At 67.0% G+C, this 24,155-nt stretch carries 19 protein-coding genes and 2 tRNA genes; 6 read left to right on the forward strand and 15 right to left on the reverse strand.

What is annotated here, in order from left to right:
* Window positions 1-2 precede the first annotated feature (2 nt).
* Window positions 3-743, reverse strand: coding sequence for a response regulator transcription factor (locus FBY33_RS08500; protein ID WP_142030193.1), 741 nt, complete (start codon window positions 741-743; stop codon window positions 3-5).
* Window positions 744-784: 41 nt separating this feature from the next.
* On the opposite strand from FBY33_RS08500, the gene FBY33_RS08505 reads away from it, so the two are divergent.
* The 3 genes from FBY33_RS08505 to FBY33_RS08515 all read left to right on the forward strand — a co-directional run bounded on the left by FBY33_RS08505 (window position 785) and on the right by FBY33_RS08515 (window position 3,644).
* Entirely contained in the window at window positions 785-1,294 is a 510-nt protein-coding gene (locus FBY33_RS08505) for a hypothetical protein (protein WP_142030194.1), read from the forward strand.
* A 561-nt stretch (window positions 1,295-1,855) separates the two neighbouring features.
* Window positions 1,856-2,722 (forward strand): winged helix-turn-helix domain-containing protein, encoded by an 867-nt coding sequence (locus FBY33_RS08510; RefSeq protein ID WP_142030195.1) that lies wholly within the window; start codon window positions 1,856-1,858, stop codon window positions 2,720-2,722.
* 394 nt (window positions 2,723-3,116) lie between these two features.
* A complete protein-coding gene (locus FBY33_RS08515) occupies window positions 3,117-3,644 on the forward strand; it encodes a SixA phosphatase family protein (protein WP_142030196.1) in 528 nt (175 codons plus the stop codon).
* Here FBY33_RS08515 and FBY33_RS08520 read toward each other — a convergent pair.
* The gene (locus tag FBY33_RS08520; RefSeq protein WP_235010492.1) at window positions 3,613-4,596 is read right to left on the reverse strand and encodes a LysR family transcriptional regulator; all 984 of its coding nucleotides are present in this window, start codon (window positions 4,594-4,596) and stop codon (window positions 3,613-3,615) included. The genes FBY33_RS08515 and FBY33_RS08520 overlap by 32 nt on opposite strands.
* A 72-nt stretch (window positions 4,597-4,668) precedes the next feature.
* Here FBY33_RS08520 and FBY33_RS08525 point away from each other — a divergent pair, with 72 nt between their 5' ends.
* Window positions 4,669-5,670: an EamA family transporter gene (locus FBY33_RS08525; protein WP_142030197.1), complete on the forward strand. Its 1,002-nt coding sequence runs from the start codon at window positions 4,669-4,671 to the stop codon at window positions 5,668-5,670.
* 496 nt (window positions 5,671-6,166) lie between these two features.
* Here the strand turns inward: FBY33_RS08525 and FBY33_RS08535 are convergent, their stop codons facing one another.
* From FBY33_RS08535 to FBY33_RS08555, 5 genes are all read right to left on the reverse strand, one after another.
* The gene (locus FBY33_RS08535; RefSeq protein WP_142030198.1) at window positions 6,167-6,814 is read right to left on the reverse strand and encodes a TetR/AcrR family transcriptional regulator; all 648 of its coding nucleotides are present in this window, start codon (window positions 6,812-6,814) and stop codon (window positions 6,167-6,169) included.
* Window positions 6,811-8,847 (reverse strand): YhgE/Pip family protein, encoded by a 2,037-nt coding sequence (locus tag FBY33_RS08540; RefSeq protein WP_142030199.1) that lies wholly within the window; start codon window positions 8,845-8,847, stop codon window positions 6,811-6,813. The genes FBY33_RS08535 and FBY33_RS08540 overlap by 4 nt, the downstream gene beginning before the upstream one ends.
* Window positions 8,844-9,563, reverse strand: coding sequence for an ABC transporter ATP-binding protein (locus FBY33_RS08545; protein ID WP_142030200.1), 720 nt, complete (start codon window positions 9,561-9,563; stop codon window positions 8,844-8,846). The genes FBY33_RS08540 and FBY33_RS08545 overlap by 4 nt, the downstream gene beginning before the upstream one ends.
* A gap of 67 nt (window positions 9,564-9,630) precedes the next feature.
* Window positions 9,631-11,085, reverse strand: coding sequence for a dihydrolipoyl dehydrogenase family protein (locus tag FBY33_RS08550; protein WP_142030201.1), 1,455 nt, complete (start codon window positions 11,083-11,085; stop codon window positions 9,631-9,633).
* Between the two features lie 76 nt (window positions 11,086-11,161).
* Window positions 11,162-11,238 (reverse strand) — tRNA-Arg (locus FBY33_RS08555).
* A 277-nt stretch (window positions 11,239-11,515) separates the two neighbouring features.
* Between FBY33_RS08555 and FBY33_RS08560 the strand changes: the two genes are divergently transcribed.
* Complete coding sequence (locus FBY33_RS08560) at window positions 11,516-13,348, forward strand: phosphoenolpyruvate carboxykinase (GTP) (protein WP_142030202.1); 1,833 nt, start codon at window positions 11,516-11,518, stop codon at window positions 13,346-13,348.
* Between the two features lie 171 nt (window positions 13,349-13,519).
* Here FBY33_RS08560 and FBY33_RS08565 read toward each other — a convergent pair whose 3' ends face one another.
* From FBY33_RS08565 to FBY33_RS08580, 4 genes are all read right to left on the reverse strand, one after another.
* Window positions 13,520-14,680: a globin domain-containing protein gene (locus FBY33_RS08565; RefSeq protein WP_142030203.1), complete on the reverse strand. Its 1,161-nt coding sequence runs from the start codon at window positions 14,678-14,680 to the stop codon at window positions 13,520-13,522.
* A gap of 138 nt (window positions 14,681-14,818) precedes the next feature.
* Entirely contained in the window at window positions 14,819-15,268 is a 450-nt protein-coding gene (locus tag FBY33_RS08570) for an RrF2 family transcriptional regulator (protein ID WP_142030204.1), read from the reverse strand.
* Between the two features lie 14 nt (window positions 15,269-15,282).
* Entirely contained in the window at window positions 15,283-15,780 is a 498-nt protein-coding gene (locus FBY33_RS08575) for a hypothetical protein (RefSeq protein WP_142030205.1), read from the reverse strand.
* A 6-nt stretch (window positions 15,781-15,786) separates the two neighbouring features.
* A complete protein-coding gene (locus tag FBY33_RS08580) occupies window positions 15,787-17,205 on the reverse strand; it encodes a phosphomannomutase/phosphoglucomutase (protein WP_142030206.1) in 1,419 nt (472 codons plus the stop codon).
* Between the two features lie 141 nt (window positions 17,206-17,346).
* On the opposite strand from FBY33_RS08580, the gene FBY33_RS08585 reads away from it, so the two are divergent.
* Complete coding sequence (locus FBY33_RS08585) at window positions 17,347-19,551, forward strand: RecQ family ATP-dependent DNA helicase (protein WP_142030207.1); 2,205 nt, start codon at window positions 17,347-17,349, stop codon at window positions 19,549-19,551.
* On the opposite strand, the gene FBY33_RS08590 is transcribed toward FBY33_RS08585, so the two are convergent.
* The 4 genes from FBY33_RS08590 to FBY33_RS08605 all read right to left on the reverse strand — a co-directional run bounded on the left by FBY33_RS08590 (window position 19,475) and on the right by FBY33_RS08605 (window position 24,151).
* Entirely contained in the window at window positions 19,475-20,956 is a 1,482-nt protein-coding gene (locus FBY33_RS08590; protein WP_142030208.1) for an MFS transporter, read from the reverse strand. The genes FBY33_RS08585 and FBY33_RS08590 overlap by 77 nt on opposite strands.
* A 211-nt stretch (window positions 20,957-21,167) precedes the next feature.
* Window positions 21,168-21,256, reverse strand: a tRNA-Ser gene (locus tag FBY33_RS08595).
* Between the two features lie 106 nt (window positions 21,257-21,362).
* The gene (locus FBY33_RS08600) at window positions 21,363-21,914 is read right to left on the reverse strand and encodes a GNAT family N-acetyltransferase (RefSeq protein WP_235010493.1); all 552 of its coding nucleotides are present in this window, start codon (window positions 21,912-21,914) and stop codon (window positions 21,363-21,365) included.
* On the reverse strand, window positions 21,893-24,151 hold the full coding sequence (locus FBY33_RS08605) for a prolyl oligopeptidase family serine peptidase (RefSeq protein ID WP_142030209.1): 2,259 nt from the start codon (window positions 24,149-24,151) through the stop codon (window positions 21,893-21,895). The genes FBY33_RS08600 and FBY33_RS08605 overlap by 22 nt, the downstream gene beginning before the upstream one ends.
* Window positions 24,152-24,155: the final 4 nt, after the last annotated feature.

The raw sequence follows: 24,155 nt of genomic DNA on the forward strand, positions 1-24,155 counted from the left end.
GGCTAGTCTGCAGGCTTGATGACGTAGCCCGCTCCGCGCACAGTGTGGATCATCGGCGGATGGTTGGCTTCGATCTTCTTGCGCAGGTAGGAAATGTACAGTTCCACGATGTTCGCCTGGCCGCCGAAGTCGTAATCCCACACGTGGTCCAGGATCTGGGCCTTGCTGACCACGCGCTTGGGGTTCTCCATCAGGTAGCGGAGGAGCTCGAACTGGGTTGCCGTCAGCTGGATCCCTTCCCCGGCACGGGTAACTTCCCGGGTGTCCACATTGAGCACCAGGTCGCCCACCACCAGTTCGGCGGTATCCATCGCCGCCACCCCGGAACGCTGCACCAGGCGGTGCAGGCGCAGCAGGACTTCCTCCATGCTGAAGGGTTTGGTGACATAGTCGTCCCCGCCCGCGGCCAGTCCCACGATGCGGTCCTGGACGTCGTCCTTGGCTGTCAGGAAGAGCGCAGGCACCTCCGGCGCAAAGGCGCGGATCCTGCCCAGCAGCTCCACGCCGTCGAACCCCGGCAGCATGACGTCCAGCACCAGGACATCCGGATGGAAGTCCTTGGCGAGCTTCACGGCGGCGGGTCCGTCTGCGGCCACGGCCACAGACCAGCCCGCCATGCGCAGGCCCATGCTCATGAGTTCGGACAGGCTCGGCTCGTCATCCACCACCAGGGCACGGATAGGGGAGCCGTCCGGGTGGGTGAGCTGGGGAAGGTTGTTGGTCATGGAGTGCGGGGATGCCATGGGACAACTCTCCGATCTGTCGGTTTGCCAAGGCTTTGCCATTGCTGTGTTCCAGCTGTGAGGTCCAGCCTAGCCACCTGGGACGGAGGCAGCGGCTGGCCCTTCCCCTGCGGGCCCGGCCGGTCACAGGCTGGCTTGGCCTGCCGCACAGCCCCAGCCGGCAGTGGGGCGTCCCGGCCAGCCAGCCCGGCGGCGGCCAGGAACCGGCCGCACACGATCAGCCCACGCAGGAACAGTTTCCACAGGGGCAGCCCGCACAGGGCTGGGGGGCAGCCGCTCCCGGTTCGCCTTCCCCAGGGTGGGGCACGACGCCGGCAGACGGCCAGCTGCCGAACGCCGCCGGAAACGGGACGGCTGCTGCTTCCACCAACAACGGCCTGGGCACAGGTGCCACCGGCCAGTCCGGACCGGGAGGGCAAAGCGGCATGACCGGGCAGGGCGGCATGATGGGCCCTGGCGGCCAAAGCGGCGTGGACGGCGGCATGGCTGGCGGCACGGGGATGGACGGCGGTCCCACCACCGTCCCGGGCTCGCGCACCAGCAGCAACTGACGCGCACCGCCCAATGGTTGCCCCTGCGATGGGCATCGCAGGACGCTCGAGCCCAAAAAACCAGCAGGAGACGGGACGTCGGCTGGACAGGAGGGCCCCCGGTCAGGCCGATTCTATGTCAAACGGTTGAATTTCGGCGGAATTCGACCACGTAAGACTTCTGCGAAGAAAATTCGGGAATGAGTGCAATGCAAGCCCCTTTTCCGGATAAGCAGCAAAAAAATTTCCCTGTTCCGAAATAGTGATCTGCGGCACAATTCCACGATTTGTCTCACGATGCGGACGATCCGGTCCATTGTTACTTGCAAGTTGGCATTGTTACGCTGCACACTTCCAATGTGAACAAGAACTCAACAGCACCTGCAGCCGCAGAATATTGGCCCAGCACATCAGCTGCTGCCGACATGCGCTGTTGTCGAATGCACGCCTGACCTTCCCACCCACCGAAGTTCTTAGGCATTCGCCCCCAAGCCCAGCGTCGGGCGCCCCTCCCGGTCCGCGTGACGGGGAAGCCAGCATTCGAGCCGTGGAGACGGCCATTTCACATTGAGGTAACCACACATGTCAGTTGCATCCGGATACGTCCACATCTCAGTCCGTAACGCCGCCAAGGCAGGACAGCCCTCCGGCCTTCGTCCCGGCTTCGGTCCGCGCCCGTCGCTCGCTCCCTCCACGTCCGGCAGCAGCTTCCCCGGCCAGGGTTTCGCCCCGCAGGGATATAACCCCAACTCCTACGGCCAGCTCCGCGCCGTGCACCCCGCAGAGTCCGCACCCGTTACTGCCCCTACCCCTGTAGTGGCCGGCCCAAACGCAGTCCGCCCGGTAGCCAACGAGAACGTGGCCCGCGGCTTCGTGCTCTACATGGGCATCGACGAGGAGACCGCCGCGGCAGCCGGAACCTCCATCGCCAAGCTCGCACAGGAAATCCGTGCCTACGCTCAGTCGCTGGTCTCCGGCGCCGAGAGCTACGCCGCTGTGGCAGTAGCCCCCGCCGGAACCCCCGGTTCCGCGCTCGACGTCGTCCGTTCCACCTTCGGCGACCCCACCGTCAACTCCCGCCAGCGCACCGAAACCCCGCGCCCCGCCCAGCCGCAGGAACCGCGCCCCTCCGGTGTGCTCATCGACCTCGCCCGCCGCGAAGTCCACCTCGACGGCGAATCCCTGAACCTGACCTTCAAGGAGTTCGAGCTCCTCAACTACCTCGTCGAAAACGGCACCCGCACCGTGGGCCGCGACGAGCTCCTCGAAGGACTGTGGCGCAACGCCGAAGAAGTGCCCAACGAGCGCACCATCGACGTCCACATCCGCCGCCTCCGCTCCAAGCTGGGCCGCCTCGCCAACACCGTCCGCACCGTCCGCGGCCAGGGCTACCGTTTCTACGAGCACCCGGAAGTTGTTGTCTGGGCCGCTCCGGAGTACTCGATCTAGCTCCTCACTGCGCGCAAAAGGCGCCTGCCCTCTTGGTGGGCGCCTTCGCTTTCGCAAGGCATCCCTCGGCGCCTGCGCTCGTTCCGCCCCACCGCCTCCCTCGCCTCCCTCGCCTCGCAAGCTCGGCCAGGGAACCCGGGCGGCGTGGGCCCAGCAACAACGGCGCTGTCGGGACATCCCGCCTTTCGGCGTTGGGGCTCTCAGGGCACTTTGCCTTCGCAGCTGGGGATCCTCGTGTCACTGTGGGCATGTTTTCGGGCTGTGGTCTGCTGCCGGGGCCCGGGATTCCGGTGATCTTGGTCTTGGGTGTTGGTGAAAACGTGCCTGGCGTGACGGAGTCTGGCTTTGGGTCTTGGCGGGGCCCCTCTGCTTTTGCTGGCGCTAGGCTTGGGCCATGAGTTCGCACCATGTTCGACGCCTTGTGATCATGCGGCACGCCAAGGCTGACTGGCCCGGCGGGGTGGCCGATCACGAGCGGCCCCTGGAAGAGCGCGGGCACCGGGAGGCGCCGCTGGCCGGCCGCTGGCTGCTCAAGCACAACATCGTCCCGGACTTCATCCTGTGCTCCAGCGCCCTGCGCACCCGTCAGACCTGCACCTGGGTCTGCTCTGAACTCGGCGACAAGGCCCCCACGCCCAAGCTCGAAGACGGACTCTATGCGGCGTCGGCCCTCCGGATGCTCACTGTGGTCAACCATGTTCCGGACACCGTGACCACGCTGATGCTGATCGCGCACCTGCCCGGCGTGCAGGACCTGGCCATGCACCTCGCCTCACGCGATTCCGACCACGACGCCTACATGGACGCCGCCACCCGCTTTCCCACCAATGCGCTCACCGTCCTGGAGACAGAGAAGCCGTGGGCGGAACTCGACGGCCAGGACGCCAGGATCACGCGGTTTGCGGTGCCCCGGGCCCACTAGATACGGGCCCACTAGACAGAGTCGCACTGTGGTCCGGCCCGCCGGTCCCGGTCCCACTGCCCGCGATCTCCCGCAGAATTCCCGCAACGTGCCTGATGCCGGGACTGGCAGTCATGGTCCTGCGGTGAACGAGTCCCACTTGCCGCGCCTGGACCGGATTGACCACAGGGATGGCGACGACGTCCGGAGGCAGCGCCGGGCGCCCCAGGCGCGGCACGAGCGCTACAGCCACCCCCTGCTCCACAAAAGCGATATGGGTCGCAAAATCGGGGTCGTAAACCCTGATGTCGGGGACCCGCCCCAGGTCTGCGAAGATCCGCAGCAGGGCTTCGTTGCAAATCGCCCCTGCCGGCGTGCTGATCCAGCGCTCGTCCACGAGCTGTGCAGGTTCAACCTCCGTCTGCTGGGCGAGTGGATGCCCGCGGTGGACCAGGACGTCCGCCACGTCCTCGCATAGCCACTCCAGCGTGAGGTGCTCCGGGATGACCAACGGCACGGAATTCCAGTTGTGCACCAGGCCCAGGTCGGCTTCGCCGTTGGCAACCCGGGCCACGGCCTCCCGCGGGTCCTCGGCCAGGACGGAAATATCCAGCGCTGCCCCCGATTTCCCCACCTCGGCCAGCATGGGGCCCACCAGCCCGCGGCAGGCAGTGGAAAAGGAAACCACCCGCAGGCTGCCGCTCGGCTTGGCGGGGTCGGCCATCAGTGTGGACTCCAGCTCCTCCAGCTCCGAGAGGATGCGCCGCCCATACGCCGCCAGGGCCAGTCCGCGCTCGGTCAGCAGGACTCCCCGGCCGCGGCGTTCCAGGACAGCGAAGCCGCCCTCTTTCTCCAGCTTCTTCACCTGCTGGGAGACGGCTGACGGGCTGAACCCCATGGCTTCCGCGGCGGCGATAACGGTGCCGTGCTGCTCAATGGCCGCGAGCGCCCGTAAGGACCCTATGTCAATCATGAAGCAAAGGTACATGATTGAACGCCGAATAAAGCGCTGGTGCTTCATTTGCCGCTCTGCCAGAGTAAGAGCGTGACCCTCCGCGATTCCCTCCTTGCCGTTCTCGTCGCCCTGCTGTGGGGCCTGAATTTCGTGGCCATCGACATCGGGCTCCACGCCGGCGGCCAAAACTTTCCGCCCCTGCTGTTTGTTGCCCTGCGCTTCGTCCTGGTGGTGGTCCCTTGGATCTTCTTCGTCAGGAAGCCGGAGGTGGGCTGGAAGGCCATTGTCGGCGTCGGCCTTTTCATGAGTGCCGGGCAGTTCGGCCTCCTCTACCTGGCCATGGCGCTCGGCATGCCGGCAGGTCTCGCGTCGCTGGTCCTGCAGGCGCAGGTGCTGCTGACCGTCCTGCTGGCCGCGGTGTTCCTGAACGAGCGGCCCACCATGCGCCAGCTGGCAGGTGTTGGACTTGGCGTCGCAGGACTCGGCCTGGTGGCCGTGGGACGGAGTGCGGTGGCGCCGCTCCTGCCGCTGGTCATCGTCCTGGCGGCGGCGCTGTCCTGGGCGGCCGGAAATGTCATTGCCCGGAAGGCCAAGGCCTCCTCGGGTCTGGGGCTGGTGGTCTGGTCGGGGGCCGTGGTGCCGCTCCCGCTGGGAGCGTTGTCGGTGCTCGTTGACGGGCCGGACACTGTGTGGAACTCGCTGTCCACCATTCAGGTGCCAACCATGCTCAGCGCCCTCTACACCGCTGTTTTCGCCTCACTGGTGGGCTACGGAATTTGGAACCGGCTCCTGGCCAGCCACCCGTCGTCGACCGTTGTGCCGTTCACCCTGCTGGTCCCGGTGGTGGGCATGAGCGCTGCCTGGCTGGTCCTCGCGGAGGTGCCGTCGCCAACGGAATTGGCGGGCGGGCTGCTCCTCCTGGGTGGAGTGGCGACGGCGGTGCTCACGGTGGCAGGCGCGCGGCGTCAGCGGCGGGAGGCGGAGCCGCTGCCGGGCCTGGGTGCCGTCCGTGCGGAGGGTGAGGTGGACGACGACGGGCGCTTGGCCGGCGGGGAGCCGCCGGGCGGGGTGCGGGTGACGGAAGCCCGTTGAGGGGCGGTTGCCTGTCTGCCGGGATGCGGGGCGGCAGGGCGCGCCGGCCGCGGACTCCCGCGCCGTGCGACGGAGGGCCGGCGGGCCGCCGCGCTCCGTCCCCGTCCCGGCCACAAAGCACCCAGGAAGAGGATCCCGAAGGTGCCGGCCAGCGCGCAGGCGGCGCCAAGGAAATAGTTGTCGGGGTCGTGAGTGGGGAGCGGGGTGCCCAGGAACGAGGACTGACCGTCGAACGCCAGTTCCCATGTGCTGAGGAACGCCAGGGAAAAGCCGAGGGCAAGGGCAGTCCCGGCGCCCGCCGCCAGCAGGGCAAACCGCCGCCGCCGGACCAGGATCTCGGCAAGCGCGGCGAGGTAGGCCAGGACGAGGACGCCGAGGAACGCCATGAAGACCGGCTCGGCCAGTGTCATGGCCGTGAGCACCAGCAGCCCTGCAGCGACGATGCCGCAGATTACCGCAAACTTTCCGCTCTTCCCCGTATGGCGCATGTGCTCCATCATCCCCGAGAAGCGGGTTCCCTGAGGACGTAGCCGCGCATGATGGCCATGATTGCTGCAACGCTCTGGTCCCGGGTGCGCTCGGGGTTGTAGGTCTGCCGGTCCAGGCCCACCACAAAGCAGGCACCGAAGATGGCGGTCTCCAGGCTTCCCCTGGACACCGAACCGTCCACGGGGTAGGCCTCGGCCACCCTTTCCACGGCCTGGCCTATCACTCCCAGGAGCTCGCCGCGCAGCACCGAGAAGGTGCCCTGCCACTCGCTGGGAATCCGCCAGTTCTCGCTGACCCACAGCCGGGCGAAGGAAGGGTAGTCCGCCATGAAGTCCATGGCCTGGCCAATCATCGCTTCCATGGCCAGCAAGGGGTCGCGGCCGGTGCCTGGGCTGTCGGCGGCCTCGAGCAGCTGCGCCTTGAGGATGTCCACACCGTGCCGCAGCAGCTGCGCAATCAGCTCCGATTTGCTGCCGAAGTTGTAGTAGACGGTGCCCTTGGAGACTCCGGCAGCAGCAGCGATCTCATCCACCGTGACGCTTGCCGCCCCGCGCTCGCCGATCAGCTCCATGGAGGCATCGAAGAGTTTCTGGCGGGTGGCGTTGGTGCGGGCGGGCCGCAGCCCTTTGGCAGCGGCTGTGGGTTCGGTGCTCATACCGCGATCTCCGGTTTCAGTGTCTTGAGGGTCCAGTATTTGTTCTTGCGGACCGCGAGCGTGGACATGGCCGCGCCCAGCACCGTGTAGCCCAGCAGCCCCGCCAGGGTGGGGACAATCATGGACAGGTCGCCGCCGTAGATCAGGTGCCGCATCCCGGTCACCACGTACCCCATGGGCAGGACCTGGTGCACCACGTGCAGCGGCTGCGGCGTGGTCTGCCACGGGAACGTGCCGCCGGAGGACACCAGCTGCAGGACCAGCAGGATGAGCACCACCAGCTTGCCCGGCGAGCCCAGCAGCGCCACCACGCCCTGGATGAGCGCGCTGAATGCCATGGCGGCAGCCAGCATGAACAGCCACATCAGGATCGGGTGCGCCGGGTTCAGCCCCAGCGCCACGTCCACCACCAGGGTCAGCAGCGATGCCTGCACCACTGAGACCAGCAGGAAGGGCAGCCACCCGCCCAGGGCGATCTTCCACGACGGCGCATTGGAGGCCAATGCCCGCTGCGTAATGGGGCGCATGGCCTGGACCAGCATGAAGATCCCGATCCAGAGGGCGAGCGTGAGGAAGAACGGGGCCAGGCCGGCGCCGTAGGATCCGGCTTTGGCCTGCGACACGTTGCTCACGGCCACGGGATCGGCCATGACCTGGGACAGGTTGCTCTTCTGGGCGTCGTCCGGGTTGGGGACCTGGCCGGCGCCCTTCCCGATTTCATCGGCGAGCGTGCGGGAGCCCGAGGCGGCCTGGCCCGCGCCATCGGCAACCTGGGCCGCTCCGGCATCCACCTTGTGTGCGCCGTCCGCCAGGGCGGCGGCCCCGTCGACGGCGGACTGCTCACCGGCTGCCAGCGCCGCGGCCCCCGTGTGCAGCTGGTCAGCCCCTGCCGAGGCCTGTGCGATGGCGTCCTTCAGGGCGGGCATCCCTGCAGCCAGCTGGGCCGCGCCAACACTGACTGCTTCAGAACCGTTGGCCAGCTGCTGGACCTGGGCCGCATCCGTCTGGATTTTGCTCTTGGCGCCTGCCACCGGACTGGATGCCGCGGCGGCGTCGAAATCGGCAAGGACCTTGTCCGCCTGCTCCTGGGTCAGGACGCCCGAAGCGACCAGCCTGTTGTTGGACTCCGCAACCCTGGAGCGGAGTCCTTGGTCCGCTGCGTCCAACTGTGCCGCCACGTCCTGGACCTTCGCGTTCAACTGGGCGTTCCCGGCAGCCACCTGGGCGGCACCGGACGCGAGCGTCTGGGTATCCGTGGGCAGGGTGGCCGTCTTGTCCTTCAGGACTGATAGGCCGCTGCTGAGCTGCCCGGCGCCGTCGGTCAGTTGGTTGGCGCCGTCGCGCAGCTTCAGCTGGCCGGCGTACAGCTGGTCCGCCCCGCTGCTCAAGGCCGTAGTCCCTTCGTGGAGGGTGAGGGTTCCGTCCCTGAGAGTGGCCACACCGTCGGCCAGCTGGGAGGCGCCGTCCGCGGCCTGGACCATCTTGCCGTGGATGGTGCCGAAGCCGGTGAGCAGCTGGTTGGCGGTTTCCTCACCCACTTCCTTGGCAACGCTGGAATGCACGGCCGTGGTCAGCTTGTCCACGATGGTGCTCAGGAGGTAGTTGTTGGCATCGTTCGTGGTCACGTTCAGCATGGCCTGGCTGGCGGAGTCGAAGCTCCCGGGCGACACCAGGTTGGCTGAAAATTCCTTGGGGATCTTCAGCGCGAAGGCGTACTGCCCGCTGCTCACTCCAGCATCAGCTTCCGCGGAGCTGGCCACGGGCACCCAGTGGAAAACGTTGCCTTCCACCAGGCTGTCCGCTACCTTGGCCCCCGCCTCGAGGCGGGTGCCGTCGGCTGTGGTTGCGCCCGTATCCTCCACCACCAGGGCGGCGTCCAGGTTGTTGAGGTGCCCGTACGGATCCCAGTTGGCGTAGAGGTATACCGCGCCGTAGAGCAGCGGGACCATGGTCAGCGCCAGGATGGTCAGCTTGGGCAGCAGCCCGCCGGTCATGCGCTTGAGTTCGGAGCGGGCCAGCCGCAGGACAGTCACTTGGCAACCTCGGTTTCGAGTGGGGTTTCCTGGTTTTCGGGGGTTTCAGCGTCGTCCGGGTCCGGCGCAGCTTCCGCGGCCGGGGCCGCTGCCGGCGCCGCATTGCCGATCACAGCAACCGGCCCGTCCCACGAGCCGGGGACGGCACTGACGGCCGCCACGACGGCGAGTGGACGCCCGGCGTCGTACGCCAGCTCCTGCAGGCGCGGCAGCCAGGTGTGCTCATCGGCGCTGTGGCGGTCCGGGGAGTCAACCACCAGCAGGTCCGTGCGCGGGTTGGCCAGGGCCAGCGCCGTCAAGAGCTCAAGCCGCCGCTGCGGTTCCAGCTGTTCTGTCCACAGGCCAGCGATGTCCTCGAACCGGTTGACCTTGAGCCAGGGGCCGCTCAGCAGTGCCCCGCGGTAGCGGCGCGGTATCAGGGCCAGGTCCTCGGTCACCAGGTCGCGGACGCTGAGGTGTTCCTCAGGTTCGTTGACACCGGGGGAGTCCACCAGGGCTGCCGCCAGGCGGAGCTGCTTGGTCCGGGCGCTGTTGTCCCAGCTGACGTGTCCACCGGCGGCCTTCATCCTCCCGCTGAGCAGGAGGGACAGGGCGGTGCGCTGGTCCTGGCGGTCGCCGGCAACGAGCAGCAGTTCGCCGCGGCCTACGGCCAGTGAGGTTGGCGGAAGCAGCGGGTCCCGGCGTCCTTTGGCATGGAGCTGGTGTGCTGAGAGCAAGGCTTGCCTTTCACAGAAATGATCTGCATCAAGGCTAACCGAACTGACTGGTCAGTTCAAATAGGGCTCAAAGCCCATACTTTTCCAGCAGCCGGAGCCACACCTCGCTGACGGTGGGGTAGGAGGGGACGGCATGCCAGAGGCGGTCCAGCGGCACCTCGCCCACCACGGCAATGGTGGCCCCGTGCAGCAGTTCCGCAACATCCGGGCCGGCGAACGTGGCGCCAAGAAGGACCTTGCGGTCTTCATCAACCACCAGCTGGGCCCAGCCTTCATAGTTCTCCGAGTGGAGCGAGGATCCGGCCACCTGGATGGGCAGCTCCACGGAGGACGCGTTGTACCCGTCCTTCCTGGCTGCGTGCAGGGTGCGTCCGACGCTGGCCAGCTCCGGGTCCGTGAAGACGACGCTGGGCACGGCATGCTGATTGGCCGTCTGGGCATAGCGGGACCAGTCATCTGGGGTTCCCTTCAGCTCGCCGTTGGCGCGCGCCGCGATGGCGGCACCGGTGGCGCGGGCCTCGTACTTGCCCTGATGCGTAAAGAGGTTCTTGCCTGCGGCGTCCCCCACCGCGTAGAGCCAGGGGTCCTCTCCGGGAGTTCCCTGGACCAGGCCCGACGTGTCCGTTGTGAGGGAAAGGTGTTCGGAACCGTCCGGGTCGAAGCCCACGCTCTCCAGGCCCAGGCCTTCGAGGGCCGGATGCCTGCCCGTGGAAACCAGGACCTTCTCCGACGTCACGTCGGTTCCGTCGCCGAGGCTGACGGTGAGGGTGCCGTCGTCGTTCTCCCTGATGCGTTCCGTGGCGGTGTTCAAGCGAAGCTCCACCCCGTCCGCGCGCAGCCCTGCCGCCACCAGTGCCGAAGCCTCCGGCGGAAAATTGCGCAGCAGCCCACTGCGCGCCACCAGGGTGACGCTGGAACCCAGCCGGGCGAAGGCCTGGGCCAATTCGGCACCGGCCACCCCGCCGCCCAATACCGTCAGGCGCTCGGGGACCTCACGCGCCGATGTGGCTTCGCGGGTTCCCCATACCTGTACATCCTGCAGGCCCTCAATGGGTGGGGTGTTGGGGGTTGAGCCCGTGGCGAGTACCACGGCATGCCGTGCCCGCAGCAGGTGCCGGTTTCCGTCCAGTCCTGCCACCTCCACGGCCTTCGGCTCGGTCAGCCAGGCATGGCCGCGCACCAGGTCGATGCCTGTGTCCTCCACCCAGGAGACCTGGCTGTCATCCTGCCAGTTGGAAGTGAAGTAGTTGCGGCGTTCCAGGACGGCGGCGGCGTCGAGGGTGCGGGTGACTGCCTCTTTGGCGCCCGGCGTCGTCTGTGCCCCGTGCAGCGCGGTGCCGGGCCGCAGGAGTGCCTTCGACGGCATGCAGGCCCAATAGGAGCATTCACCGCCCACCAGTTCAGCTTCCACCAGCACGGCCGTGAGCCCGCCCTCCACGACGCGGCCGGCCACGTTTTCCCCTACGGCGCCTGCGCCGATGACAACAACATCAAATTCGCGCTCAGTGGCGTCGGGCATCATGTGCAAAGCCTAGCCGGGGACGCCGGGCCTGGCGGTACAAAAAAGGTCCGCACCGGCGAACCGGTGCGGACCTTGTTGGTGCGCCCAAAGGGATTCGAACCCCTGACCTTCTGTTCCGTAGACAGACGCTCTATCCAGCTGAGCTATGGGCGCATTCCGTGTCCTGGGAGAAGAACCGCTCTCCCCGAACCTCGAATTACTTTACGCGAGGGTTGGCCGGGATGCCAAATCGAAGGGACTGTAATCTCGGCAACTAGACCGGTATAGGTGACCTTTGTCACTTAATCCGGTATTTCGGGCCAATAATTCCTTGATTTTCCGCGGAATTCACTTTTGGTGACGGCAGATGTCAGTCAAGCTCCCCAAAAACTCCACTGGTCCGGACCATAGCATTTAGCTCACACCGATGAACCCGAGGAAGGGAACTGCAATGGGCGATCTGGCGCAGAAGCCGCTGCTTGAGAAAGCACCCACCACACATGCCGGCCTGCTGGCATGGGTCGAAGAGGTTGCTGAGCTAACTCAGCCGGACCGCATCTACTGGGTTGACGGGTCCGAAGAGGAATACACCCGCCTTACCGACGAGCTTGTTGCTGCCGGAACCCTGACCCGGCTCAACCAGGATCTCTTCCCGAACTCCTTCGCCGCGTTCTCGGATCCCGCTGACGTTGCCCGCGTTGAGGAACAGACCTTCATCTGCTCGGAAAACAAGCGCGACGCCGGGTTCACCAATAACTGGATGGATCCGCGGGAGATGAAGGACAAGCTGCGCGGCCTGTTCGCCGGTTCCATGCGCGGCCGCACCATGTACGTCATCCCGTTCGTCATGGGCCACCTTGACGCTGAGGACCCCAAGTTTGGTGTGGAGATCACCGACAGCGCCTACGTTGTCGCCTCCATGCGCATCATGGCAAACATTGGCACGGAGGTCCTGGACAAGATCACGGCCACCAATGCCTTCTTCGTTCCGGCCCTGCACTCGCTCGGCGCCCCGCTGGCCCCGGGCCAGGAGGACGTGGCGTGGCCCTGCAACCCGGACAAGTGGATTGTCCACTTCCCCGAAGAGCGGTCCATCTGGTCCTTTGGCTCCGGTTACGGCGGCAACGCCCTGCTCGGAAAGAAGTGCTACGCCCTCCGCATCGCCTCGGTCATGGCGCGCGACGAAGGCTGGCTGGCGGAGCACATGCTCATCCTCAAGCTCACCTCGCCGGAAAAGAAGTCGTACTACATGTCCGCAGCCTTCCCCTCGGCCTGCGGCAAGACCAACCTTGCCCTGCTTGACCCCACCATTGAAGGCTGGGAAGTCGAAACCTTGGGCGATGACATCACCTGGATGCGCATCGGCAAGGAAGGCGAGCTGCGCGCCACCAACCCGGAGGCCGGCCTCTTTGGCGTCGCCCCGGGTACCGGCTGGGGCACCAACCCCAACGCCATGCGCGCCATTGCCAAGGGCCACAGCATCTTCACCAACGTGGCATTGACCGACGACGGCGGTGTCTGGTGGGAGGGCATGACGGACGAAGTTCCGGCGCACCTGACCGACTGGGAGGGCAACTCCTGGACCCCCGATTCGGGCCGTCCCGCCGCCCACCCGAACTCCCGGTTCTGCACCCCCATCTCGCAGGTGGACATGCTGGCTGAGGAGTACTACAGCCCCGAAGGCGTGGAGCTCTCAGCCATCCTCTTCGGCGGCCGCCGCAAGACCACCGTTCCGCTGGTCACCCAGGCGCGCAGCTGGACCAACGGCATTTTCATGGGTTCCACCCTGTCCTCCGAGACGACGGCCGCTGCCGCCGGGCAGGTCGGCGTGCTCCGCCGCGACCCGATGGCCATGCTGCCCTTCATCGGCTACGACGCCGGCGACTACCTGAAGCACTGGATCAGCGTCTCTGGAAAGGCCAACCCCGAACGCCTGCCGCACATCTTCCTGGTGAACTGGTTCCGCCGCACCGCCGACGGTGACTTTGCATGGCCTGGCTTCGGCGACAACGCCCGGGTCCTGAAATGGACCATCGAGCGCCTCGAGGGCAAGGCGGACGCCGTCGAAACCCCCATCGGCTTCGTTCCGGCCGGACACTCACTGGACCTCACCGGCCTGGACCTCACTCACGCCCACGTGGAGGACGCCGTCCGGGTTGACCGCGAGGAATGGGACACAGAGCTGGCCTCCATCGAGGAATGGTACGCAAAGTTCGGCGATTCACTGCCGGATGCCCTGCGCGCGGAGCTCGACTCCCTGAAGGAACGCATGGCCAAGCACTAACCTTTGGCTAAACCAACGACGGCGGCCCCGCACCTTTTCGAAAAGGTGCGGGGCCGCCGTCGTTCGCCACCGGCATCCTCGCCTCGCAAGCTCGGCCAGGGAACCCTGCCGGCGTGGGCCCACGTACTGGTCGTTTTCAACCTTCAAAACGACCAGTACGGAGCAATGGATTCAGCTGGCGAGCCAGATGTCCGGGCCGAAGACCTCGTAGTGGATCTTGGTGGCCGGGATGCCGGCGTTGATGGCTTCGTTGCGGATGTTCTTCATGAACGGCAGGGGACCGCACAGGTAGAGGGAGGCGTCGGCCGGAAGGTCCACTTCACGCAGGCTCATGAATCCCTCCTTGGCGCCGTCCACCGGCTTCTCGAGCCAGAGCTGCAGTTCGGCACCGTCAAGGCGTTCGACGTCGTCCGTCATCTGGCTGCGCAGGGCCCAGCTGTCCAGGGTGCTTTCGGCGTGCAGCACCAGGACCTGGCGGTCGGAGCCGGACTCGGCGAGCGAGCGGAGGATGGAGGCGGTGGGGGTGCAGCCGATGCCGGCGGAGGCGAGGACCACCGGGCCGTCGCCCTCCTTCAGGGTGATCTCGCCGTAGGGGTTGGAGATTTCGACGACGTCGCCCACCTGGACAGTGTTGTGCAGGACCGGGGAGACCTCCCCGCCGTCGTCCAGCTTGGTGGTGAAGGTGCGGCTGGTGCCCGCATCCCCGGAAAGGGAGTACTGCCGGACCTGGCGCAGTCCGTCGGGGAGGGCCACCTTGACGCTGATGTACTGGCCGGGCAGGGCGGGGGTCATGGGGGTGTCGTCGGCGGGCTCGAGAGTGAAGGTCATGGAACCCGTTCCTGCCGGTTCCTTGGCTGCCACGCGCCAGGGCATCCACATCCTGTCATTGGCCTGTGCGGCGTAGAGGCCCTTTTCAAGCTTGATCAGGGCGTCCGCCATCAGCCAGTACACCTCGGTCCAGGCTTCGGCGATCTCGGGCGTGATGACCTCGGCCAGGTCTTCGGCGATCGCCGCGAACAGGTGCTCGTAGACCACCTGGTACTGCGGTTCCGTGATGCCCAGCGAGGCGTGCCGGTGCGCGATGCGCGAGAGGACGGTTTCCGGCAGGGTGCCCGGGTTGTTGACCAGGTGGGTGGCGAAGGCGGCGATGCTCCCGGCCAGGGCCTGCTGCTGGTTGCCGGAACGCTGGTTGGAGCGGCTGAACAGGCCATCCATCAGTTCAGGGTGCGCCGCGAACAGGCGCGCGTAGAAGTTGGGGGTGATGGATCCGATCCTGGAACCGACCAGCGGCAGGGTGGCCTCAATGATGGGGCGGGACTTGTCCGAGAGCATCTGAACTCCTGAGGTTATGGCCGGGGCCTTCGTCCGGCCGGATGAAAACTCATATTTCAAATACAAGTATTTCTGCCTCAGTTCTACACCTTGTAGAAGTTTGAAATCAAACCGGGAGCCTGCACCCGGATTGAAGGGTCAAAGCCCTGGACGGAGGCCGATCATCTGGAAGACCGGCGCCATCTGCCGCTCCTGCGGGAGGTCCGCGATGACCACGGAGTCCAGTTCCGCATAGAAGGCCTCGCGGGCGCGGGCGAGTGCACCGCGGAGTTTGCACTCGCTGATGAGGGGGCAGTTCCCGCCGGGCGCCACGCAGTCAGCAGGGTCAGTGCGGGTATCAAGTTGCCGCAGGACCTGGCCGACGGTCGCGATGCGGCCAGCATGGCTGAGCCGTGAACCGCCGGAGCGGCCGCGGACAACCTCAATGAGCCCCATGCTCCGCAGCTTCGCCATGGCCTTGCTGACGTGGTTGTAGGGTGTTCCCACTGAGTCCGCGATGCTCTGGGTGGTGAGCAGCATACCGTCCGGAACGGCGGCGAGCACCATGAGTGCGCGCAGGCTGACGTCGGCGAAGGCATTGATCTTCATGGCTGCTGTCCGGTCTAGTCCACCCAGATCGCTGGTTCGCTGGCGTCCGCGCCCAGCTCGCCGAATTCCCAGGACTGGGTAGTTGCATTGGCGGAGTACGGCAGCACCGCGGCAAACAGGGAACCGTCCCGGTGCTCGGCAGCCACGTGGATGGCGTCCGAATCCTCCTCCACCAGCAGGATGTCGCAGACCACGGCCGCGGCGCGGAAGTCGTCCCGGTTCTGGCGGAGGAGGGCCTGCAGGTCATGGATCATGGCATCGGCGTCGAAGTCCCCGTCGCTGCCTTCCGTGGCATCCGCTGGCGAGACGGCAACCAGCCGCACCTCGCCGTCGTTCTGGACCGTCAGCGCGAAGGGCAGGAACCCGCCGTTGCGCTGGAGCTGCTCCTGGGCCGCGCTGACGCCCGTGCCCAGGAGGTTCTCCAGGTCAGTTGCCGTGGCCTCGGAGACGGAATCGCGCCAGCTTTCCTGTCCGCTGTTTCCGTCCGCTGCCTGCCCGGTGTGGTCTGCCATCCGCTGTTAGGCCCGCACCAGGGACAGGACGCGGTCGCGGATGCGTTCCATGGTGGCCCGGTCCGTGGCCTCGGCGTTGAGCCGCAGGAACGGTTCGGTGTTGGAGGGGCGCAGGTTGAACCAGTAGCTGCCGTCATTGGCCGTGAACGTGCTGCCGTCCAGGTTGTCGATTGTGAGGTCCTCATCCGCGAAGGCCTGGCGCACCCGCTCTACCGCCGCCGGCTTGTCCTCCACCTCGGAGTTGATCTCGCCGGAGCTGACGTAGGGCTCGTATTCGCGGGCCAGCTCGGAGAGCGGGCCGTCCTGCTCGCCCAGGGCTGCCAGGACGTGCATCGCTGCCAGCATGCCGGTGTCGGCGTTCCAGAAGTCGCGGAAGTAGAAGTGGGCGGAGTGCTCGCCGCCGAACACCGCGCCTTCCTTTGCCATGACTGCCTTGATGAAGGAGTGGCCCACGCGCGTGCGGACGGCGCGTCCGCCGTCGTGCTCCACCAGCTCCGCGACGGCGCGGGAGGTCAGCAGGTTGTGGATGATGGCCGGCTTTTCCTCGCCCTGGGCCTTGGCGCGGGCGATCTCGCGGCGCGCCACCATGCCGGTAATGGCCGACGGCGACACGGGTTCGCCCTTCTCGTCGATGACAAAGCAGCGGTCGGCGTCGCCGTCAAAGGCCAGGCCGATGTCCGCGCCGTGTTCGATCACCGCGGCCTGCAGGTCACGGAGGTTTTCCGGCTCCAGGGGGTTGGCCGGGTGGTTGGGGAATGAACCGTCCAGCTCGAAATACAGGGGGACGATGTCGAAGGGCAGCTTGGGCAGAAGTGCGTCACCCAGGACGGCCGGGGTGGTCAGGCCGGCCATGCCGTTGCCGGCGTCCACCACAACCTTCAGGGGGCGGGACGCAGAAAGGTCAACGAGCTTGCGGAGGTACCCGGAGTAGTCCTTGAGGACGTCGCGGACGCTGATGAGGCCCCTGGTGCCGCCTGCCGGAATGGACCCGGAGTTCAGGTACTGCTCCGCGAGTGCCTGGATTTCCTTGAGGCCGGTTTCGGAGGAGATGGGGACGGCGCCCGCCTTCGCCATCTTGATGCCGTTGTATTCGGCGGGGTTGTGGCTGGCGGTGAACGTGGCCCCGGCGCGGTTGAGGAATCCGCAGGCAAAGTACAGCTCATCGGTGGAGATCAGGTCCAGCAGCTCAACATTGGCGCCGCGCGCTGCCGCCCCGTTGGCGAAGGCCTTGGAGAATTCGGGGGAGGAGGGACGCATGTCCCCGCCCACCACAATGGTCTGGCCTTCGAGCTGCAGGACATCCACGAACGCGGCCCCCACGGCTTCGACGATTTCGGCGGTGATCGACTCGCCCACAATCCCACGTACGTCGTAGGCCTTGAAGGATGCCGAAAGGTCAAATGTCGTTGTCTGTTCGCTAGTCACGGGCTTTATCTTACGTGGGCGGCGCGCCCGGCCAATGTGGTTGGGGGAGCTCCTTCGTAACAGGTCCGCCCTTTGCGGCCGCTTTCCACATAGCAGTTTGCGGCTGTGCACGGTGTCGGAGGGTGCTGGGATACTGAATCAATGGCCGATAACCAGTACCCGTCCACCGTTTCCGCTACCGCCGTTGCAGACATGGCAGGTCCCGGCATACCCGGAACCGCCACCCACGCCGAAGCGCTTGAGGTCCTGCGCGGCCTGGTGGGGCACCCGGACGCGGTCTTCCACGAGGGGCAGTTTGAGGCCATCGAGGCATTGGTCGACGGCGGGCGGCGGGCTTTGGTGGTCCAGCGCACCGGCTGGGGCAAATCGGCCGTGTACTTTGTGGCATCGCTGTTGCTGCGGCGCAGGGGAGCCGGGCCCACGTTGATCGTCTCGCCGCTGCTGGCCCTGATGCGGGACCAGGTGGCCGCGGCCGCCCGCGCCGGGGTGCGCGCCGTGGCCATCAACTCGGCCAACCAGCTGGAGTGGGACACCGTGCGTGAACAGTTGGCTGCCGACGAGGTGGACGTGCTGCTGGTCTCCCCGGAACGGCTGACCAATCCCGCGTTCCGGGAAACCCAGCTGCCCGAATTGATCCGGCGGACCGGCCTGCTGGTCATCGATGAAGCCCACTGTATTTCCGACTGGGGCCACGACTTCCGCCCCGACTACCGGCGGATCGCGGATCTCATTACACGGCTGCCGGATTCGGTCCCGGTCCTGGCCACCACCGCCACGGCAAACTCACGGGTGGTGCACGACATCGAAGAACAGCTCGGCCAGGGAGTCCTGACCATCCGCGGCTCCCTGGGCCGTGACTCGCTGCGGCTTGGGGTCCTGTCGCTCCCCGACTCCAAAGAGCGGCTGGGCTGGCTCTTGACCCACCTGGCGGACCTGCCGGGCAGCGGAATTATCTACACCCTTACCGTTTCCGCAGCCGAGGACACCGCCCGCCTGTTGTCGGAAGCGGGGCATAACGTGCTGGCCTACACCGGACGGACCGATCCCGCGGACCGCGAGCGGGCCGAGCAGCTGCTGAAGGACAACCAGGTCAAGGCGCTCGTGGCCACCTCCGCCCTGGGAATGGGCTTCGACAAACCGGACTTGGGCTTCGTCGTCCACCTCGGCGCGCCGTCCTCGCCGGTGGCTTACTACCAGCAGGTGGGGCGTGCCGGCCGTGGTGCTGCCAATGCTGACGTGCTCCTGCTCCCCGGCGCGGAGGATCGGGAGATCTGGCAGTATTTCGCCACCGCGTCCATGCCCTCGGAGGAAAAGGCCGCGGCGGTGCTGACTGCTTTGGCCGAGGCTGGATCTGCCCTGTCCACGGTGGCGCTGGAAGCAAGGGTGGACCTTCGCCGCACACCGCTTGAGCTCTTGCTGAAGGTGTTGTCGGTGGACGGCGCGGTGGAACGGGTCGGTGGTGGCTGGCGGTCCACCCGCCAGCCGTGGGTTTACGACGCCGAACGCTACCGCCGGATTGCCGAGGCGCGGGTGGACGAGCAGGACTCCATGGTGATCTACCAGGACACCGCAGGCTGCCGGATGGAGTACATCACCTCGGTCCTGGATGATGAGACGGCCCGGCCGTGCGGGCGGTGCGACAACTGTGCGGGGCGCTGGTTCCCGGCGGAGGTGGCAGCCGACGCCACAGCGGCGGCCAGCCAGACCTTGAGCCGGGCCGGCGGCGTCCTTGAACCGCGGCTTCAGTGGCCCAGCGGCATGGACCGGCTGGGAGTGCCGGTGAAAGGAAAGCTCAAGCCTGCGGAAGGCCTTGCGGAGGGACGGGTCCTGGCCCGCCTAACGGACCTGGGGTGGGGCGGTGCCTTGCGGGAGCTCTTCGCGGCCGGGGCGGAGGACCGGCCGGTGGACCCCGGAATGCTCCAGGCGTGCGTTCAGGTCCTGCGCGAATGGGGAGCCGGGGATGGCCGGACCCCGGGTTGGAGCGGGGTGGGCAGGCCCGCCGCCATTGTAGGGATGCCGTCGCGGAGTAAACCGCAGTTGGTGGGTTCGCTGGCCCGGGGGATTTCCGAGATCGGGCGCATCCCCTACCTGGGCGAGCTGCAGCTGGCGCACGGCGGCCCAACCGGCGGCCGTGGCGGAAACAGCGCCTACCGCCTGGCGGGCGTATGGGACCGGCTGGTGGTGGGCCCGGAGCTTGAAGCCGCCCTGCAGTCCGTCCAGGGCCAGACGGTCATGCTGATTGATGACCTGGCCGACAGCCGGTGGACCCTTACCGTCGCGGGGCGCGCCCTTCGGCAGGCCGGGGCGGAAGCGGTGCTTCCCCTGGTGCTGGCGCAGGCCGGCTGACGGCCGCCCCGGCATGGCGGGGGAGCAGGATGCTGTCCGCGGTGCTGGCCAGCATCAGGACAGCCATCGCCACGAATGCACCGCGGAAGGGCCCTGAGGGGTCCTGCGGTACGAGGGCCAGCCCGTCGAAGGTCCGGATGAGCAGGGCTGCCACCGCGATACCCGAGCCGGTGCCGAGCTGTACCAGCGTTGCGGAAACAGTGTTGGCGGAGGTCAGCTGTGCCGGCGGGATGTCGGCGTACTGCACGGAGGCATAGGCCGAAAATCCGATGGAGCGGAAGGCGCCGCTGCATACCAGCAGCACTACCATCAACGCTTCAGGGGTCTCCGGTGTCAGGAGGGCGCAGAGGGCAAAGGTGACGGCGGAGGCCAGCGAGGCGAACACCAGCATGGCCTTGAAGCCGAATTTCCTGATCAGCGGGGTGGTGGCGGGCTTGATTCCGATGTTCCCGATGAATACGGCTGCCACCAGGGCGCCGGCGTGCAGCGGTGACCAGCCGAACCCTGTTTGGAACATCAGCGGCAGCAGGAATGGGACCGAACTGATGGTGACCCGGTACACGAAGCCGCCAGTGGCCATCGCCCGGAAGGTCCGGGTGCGGAAGACCTGCAGGTTGAACAGCGGATGGGGCGTCCGGCGCATCCACAAGACGGCACCGGCGAGTGCGGCAAGCCCGGCAGCAGCACTGACCCCTGCCCAGGGCAGTTCCGGGTGGCTGCTGGCGAGCTCCAGGCCGGCCACCAGCGCGCCCACACCGACGGTGGTCAGGACCATTCCGGGCCAGTCCAGCCGACGGCCGGAATCCCCGGGCGCTACTGGGACCAGGCGCAGGGCGGCGAGAAACGCGGCGGCGCCCAGGGGGATGTTCACCAGGAAGATCCAGTGCCAGGAAAGGTACGTGGTGAGCGCCCCGCCCACCAGCGGTGCCAGGACCGGTGCCAGGAGCCCGGGCCACACCAGGAACGCGGTGGCGCGCAACAACTCGGACTTCGGCGTTCCGCGCAGGACCACCAGGGTTCCCACCGGGACCATCATGGCGCCGCCTACACCCTGGGCGATCCGGCTCAGCGTCAGCGTGGCAAGGTCGGGGCTGAGGGCGCAGGCCAGGGAAGCGAGGGTGAAGACGGCGATTGCGGTACAGAAGATCCGCCGGGCGCCGAACCGTTCTGCCAGCCAGCCGCTGATGGGGATCCCGACGGCGACTGTCAACAGGTAGGCCGTCATGGTGATGTTGACATCGGCGGCGGGAACGGCCAAATCTGCCGAAATGCTGGGGATGGCTGTGGTGAGGACCGTGCCGTCCAGGAATTCCATGAAGAACGTGGCCGCCACCAAAAGTGCCAGTCGGGGACTCCATGCCGTCCGGGTTACGTCCGGCTGATGGGAGTTGCTGCGTGGCGCCATGCGCTAATCCTGCCACTGCGGTGGAGGCAGGCGCCCTCCCCGTCCGCTCACCGGACAGCGCGTTCCGGTCGTGCGAAAGCGGCGCCGCGGTTTTCAGAAGCTTGTCCGCGCATCCGAACCTACAACGCTCCGATATGCGAACGGGGTCATGACCGGCTGCGGGGCACCGGGAAACGCAAAAGGCCCCGGTCCAGTGGACCGGGGCCAAACGCGGAGACGGGGGGATTTGAACCCCCGGTCGAGTTTAACCCCGACCCTTCATTAGCAGTGAAGTCCATTCGGCCGCTCTGGCACGTCTCCAATTGCTATTCCTAGCCCACCAAGGATACGCAGATCCGGCCATGCAGTGCAAAACGGTACCCGCCACAGGCTCGCGCCCGGTGAGTGAGGTTCGGGTGCTCCGCGGTCAGTCCTGCGCCGGGCGGACCATGCGGATCTCCGGCAGGTCCTCCCAGGCCGGCAGGATGTCCCGGGCGCCGTCCGGTTCAAAGCCGAAACGGCGGTAGAAACCGATGGCCCTGCTGTTGCCGGCGGCCACCCAGAGGCTCGCCGCCTTGGAGCCAATAGCCGCGTCCAGCAAAAGGGCGCCCAGCCCTTGGCCCTGGTGTGAAGCCAGCAGGTACAGCCCCCACAACTCCAGGTCCCCGGAGGACGGCGGCGGGTGCCCCTCAGGTGAACCGGGAGCCGGCAAGAGTCGAGCACCCGCGAACCCAACTACCGTCCCGCCATCACACGCCACCCAAGCCTCGGCAGGTTCGGGCCGGTCCAGCAGGTGCCGCCAGAGCCGCAGCCGGTCTGCCGGATCCACGGCGGCGAGGAAATCATCGGACAACATTCCCCGGTATGTTTCCTGCCAGCAGCGGACATGCACCTGTGCCAGCTGTTCGATGTCCCCGGCACCGGCCCGGTGGACGGCCGCCCCGGATTCCACGGCGTTCAGCCCGCCAGCGCCTTCCACAGGAAGTGCTGGCTGCGGGCCTGCAGCGCGGCGGCCTGGCGGTTGTCCGAGGCACCCGCATGGCCGCCTTCCAAGGCTTCGTGGAACCACACGTTGGGAATGCCCATGGCCAGCATCCGGGCCGCCATCTTGCGTGCCTGCACCGGGCCGACACGGTCGTCCGATGTTGCCGTCCAGATGAAAGTCTCGGGGTACTCCACCGCATCCTTGAGCAGGTGGTAGGGCGAGAAGGTCCTGATGTACTCCCACTGTTCGGGGACGTCCGGGTCCCCATACTCGGCAATCCAGGAATGCCCGGCGGAGAGCTTGGTGTAGCGGCGCATGTCCAGCAGGGGCACTCCGCAGGAAACGGCCCCGAACAGTTCGGGGTACCGGGTGAGCATGTTTCCCACCAGGAGGCCGCCGTTGGAGCCACCCACGCAGCCCAGCCGCCGGGGCGATGTAACGCCGCGCGAGATGAGGTCCCGGGCCACGGCCGCGAAGTCCTCATAGGCCCGGTGCCGGTTTTCCTTCAGCGCGGCCCGGTGCCATGCCGGCCCGTACTCGCCGCCGCCGCGGATGTTCGCCACCACATACACTCCGCCTCGGGAGTGCGCAGCCTCCCCGGCGCTTCCGTCCGACACCGTGGTCCGCCGCTCCAGCCATGCCCGGCCCACCGTGCCGCTGTAGGCGGGCGTCCGGGAGACCTCAAACCCGCCGTAGCCGGACAGCTGGGTGGGGTTTTGCCCGTCCAAAGCCAGCCCGCGCGGAGCTATCTGGAAGTACGGGACCCGGGTGCCGTCGTCGGACACGGCGAAGTGCTGCTCCACCTCATAGTCACCGTCGGCAAAGAACGACGGCGAGGTCTTGATGGTGGCATGCTGGCTCACCACGCCGGACGTCCCGGCGTCGTCATGCCCTTCCCCGGCCCTTTCCAGGGTGCCGCGCATAAGGGTGGTGGGGGTGGTGAAGCCGGTGGCGACGAGCCAGAAGTCGTCGCCGGCGCCGCCGTCGGCCGGTCCCTCGTCCTCGTCGTCCACGGCGTAGGCGTTCACGTCATGCAGCGGCGGGCAGGCATCAAGGAGGGCAGCCGCCCAGCCGCCGTCCGCGCTGCCGGTGGGCCGGGACGGGTCCAGCACCCGGATTTCCGAGGAAACGTCCCTGAGCAGGTTGAGCAGCAGGAAGTTCCGGGTCCAGCTCCAGGACTGCAGCGACGTATGGTCATCCGGAGTGAACAGCACAGTGAGCCGCCGGCCACCGGCGAGATAGTCCTCGAAGTTGGCGGCGAGGAGCGATCCTGACGGGTAGGTGGTGCCGCCCAGGACCCAGTCCTGCTGCGGGCGGAAGAGCAACCATTCCCGGTGCGCGCTGATGTTGACGTCGGTGGGCACATCAATCTGCACCCAGTCACCGTCCCGCAGCACGAAGTTGGTCCGGTTGAAGAAATCGACGTAGTCCACGGCGAAGGTGCGCTCAAATCCGGGTGTGGAATCATGCGCCGCAAACGCCATCATGTGGTCTTCCGGCACCTCGAACAGGCGCGGGGCCGCGGCCAGGGAATCACCGCGCTTGAGGGTCACCGCGGTACGGGCATAGGAGGATGCGGTCCTGGGCAGGCCCTCCGCGGTGGAGGAAACCAGCAGCGTATCGGCGTCCAGCCATGACACATTCCCCTTCGCGGTGGGCAGGTCGAACCCGCCCCGGGCGGGATCAACGAAGCCGCGCGCCTCGACGTCGAACTCGCGGTAGCGGTTCGCGTCGCCGCCGTCGGGGGAGAGGGCAAGCAGTGCCAGCCGGTAGGGCTCGCCCGCCGCGGGCCGCAGGAAGGTGGCGCCGTGGAACACCCACTCTTGTCCTTCGGTCCGGGACAGCTCGTCAACGTCCAGCAGGACATCCCATTCGGGGGAATCGGTGAGGTAGCTCTCCCAGGTGGTGCGCCGCCAGAGGCCCTTGGGGTTCTGCTGGTCCTTCCAGAAGTTGTAGTACCAGTCGCCGCGCTTGCCCACCATGGCGATCCGGTCCGTGGAGTCCAGGACCTCCAGGATGCTGTTCTCCAGTTCGGCGTAGCCGGCGTCCTCCAGCAGGTCCTCGGTCCGGGAATTCTGCTCCCGGACCCAGGCCAGCTGTTCCTCGCCGTAGATGTCCTCCAGCCACACATTTTCGTCGACGGGCACCGGTGCCGTTCCCTGCGGTGCGGTGCCGGGGGTGTCCTGGCCGGGACCGGGAATGGACGCTTGATCAGCTGCTGTGGTGGTCATGGGG

The organism is Arthrobacter sp. SLBN-112 (genome assembly GCF_006715225.1).
GTDB lineage: Bacteria > Actinomycetota > Actinomycetes > Actinomycetales > Micrococcaceae > Arthrobacter.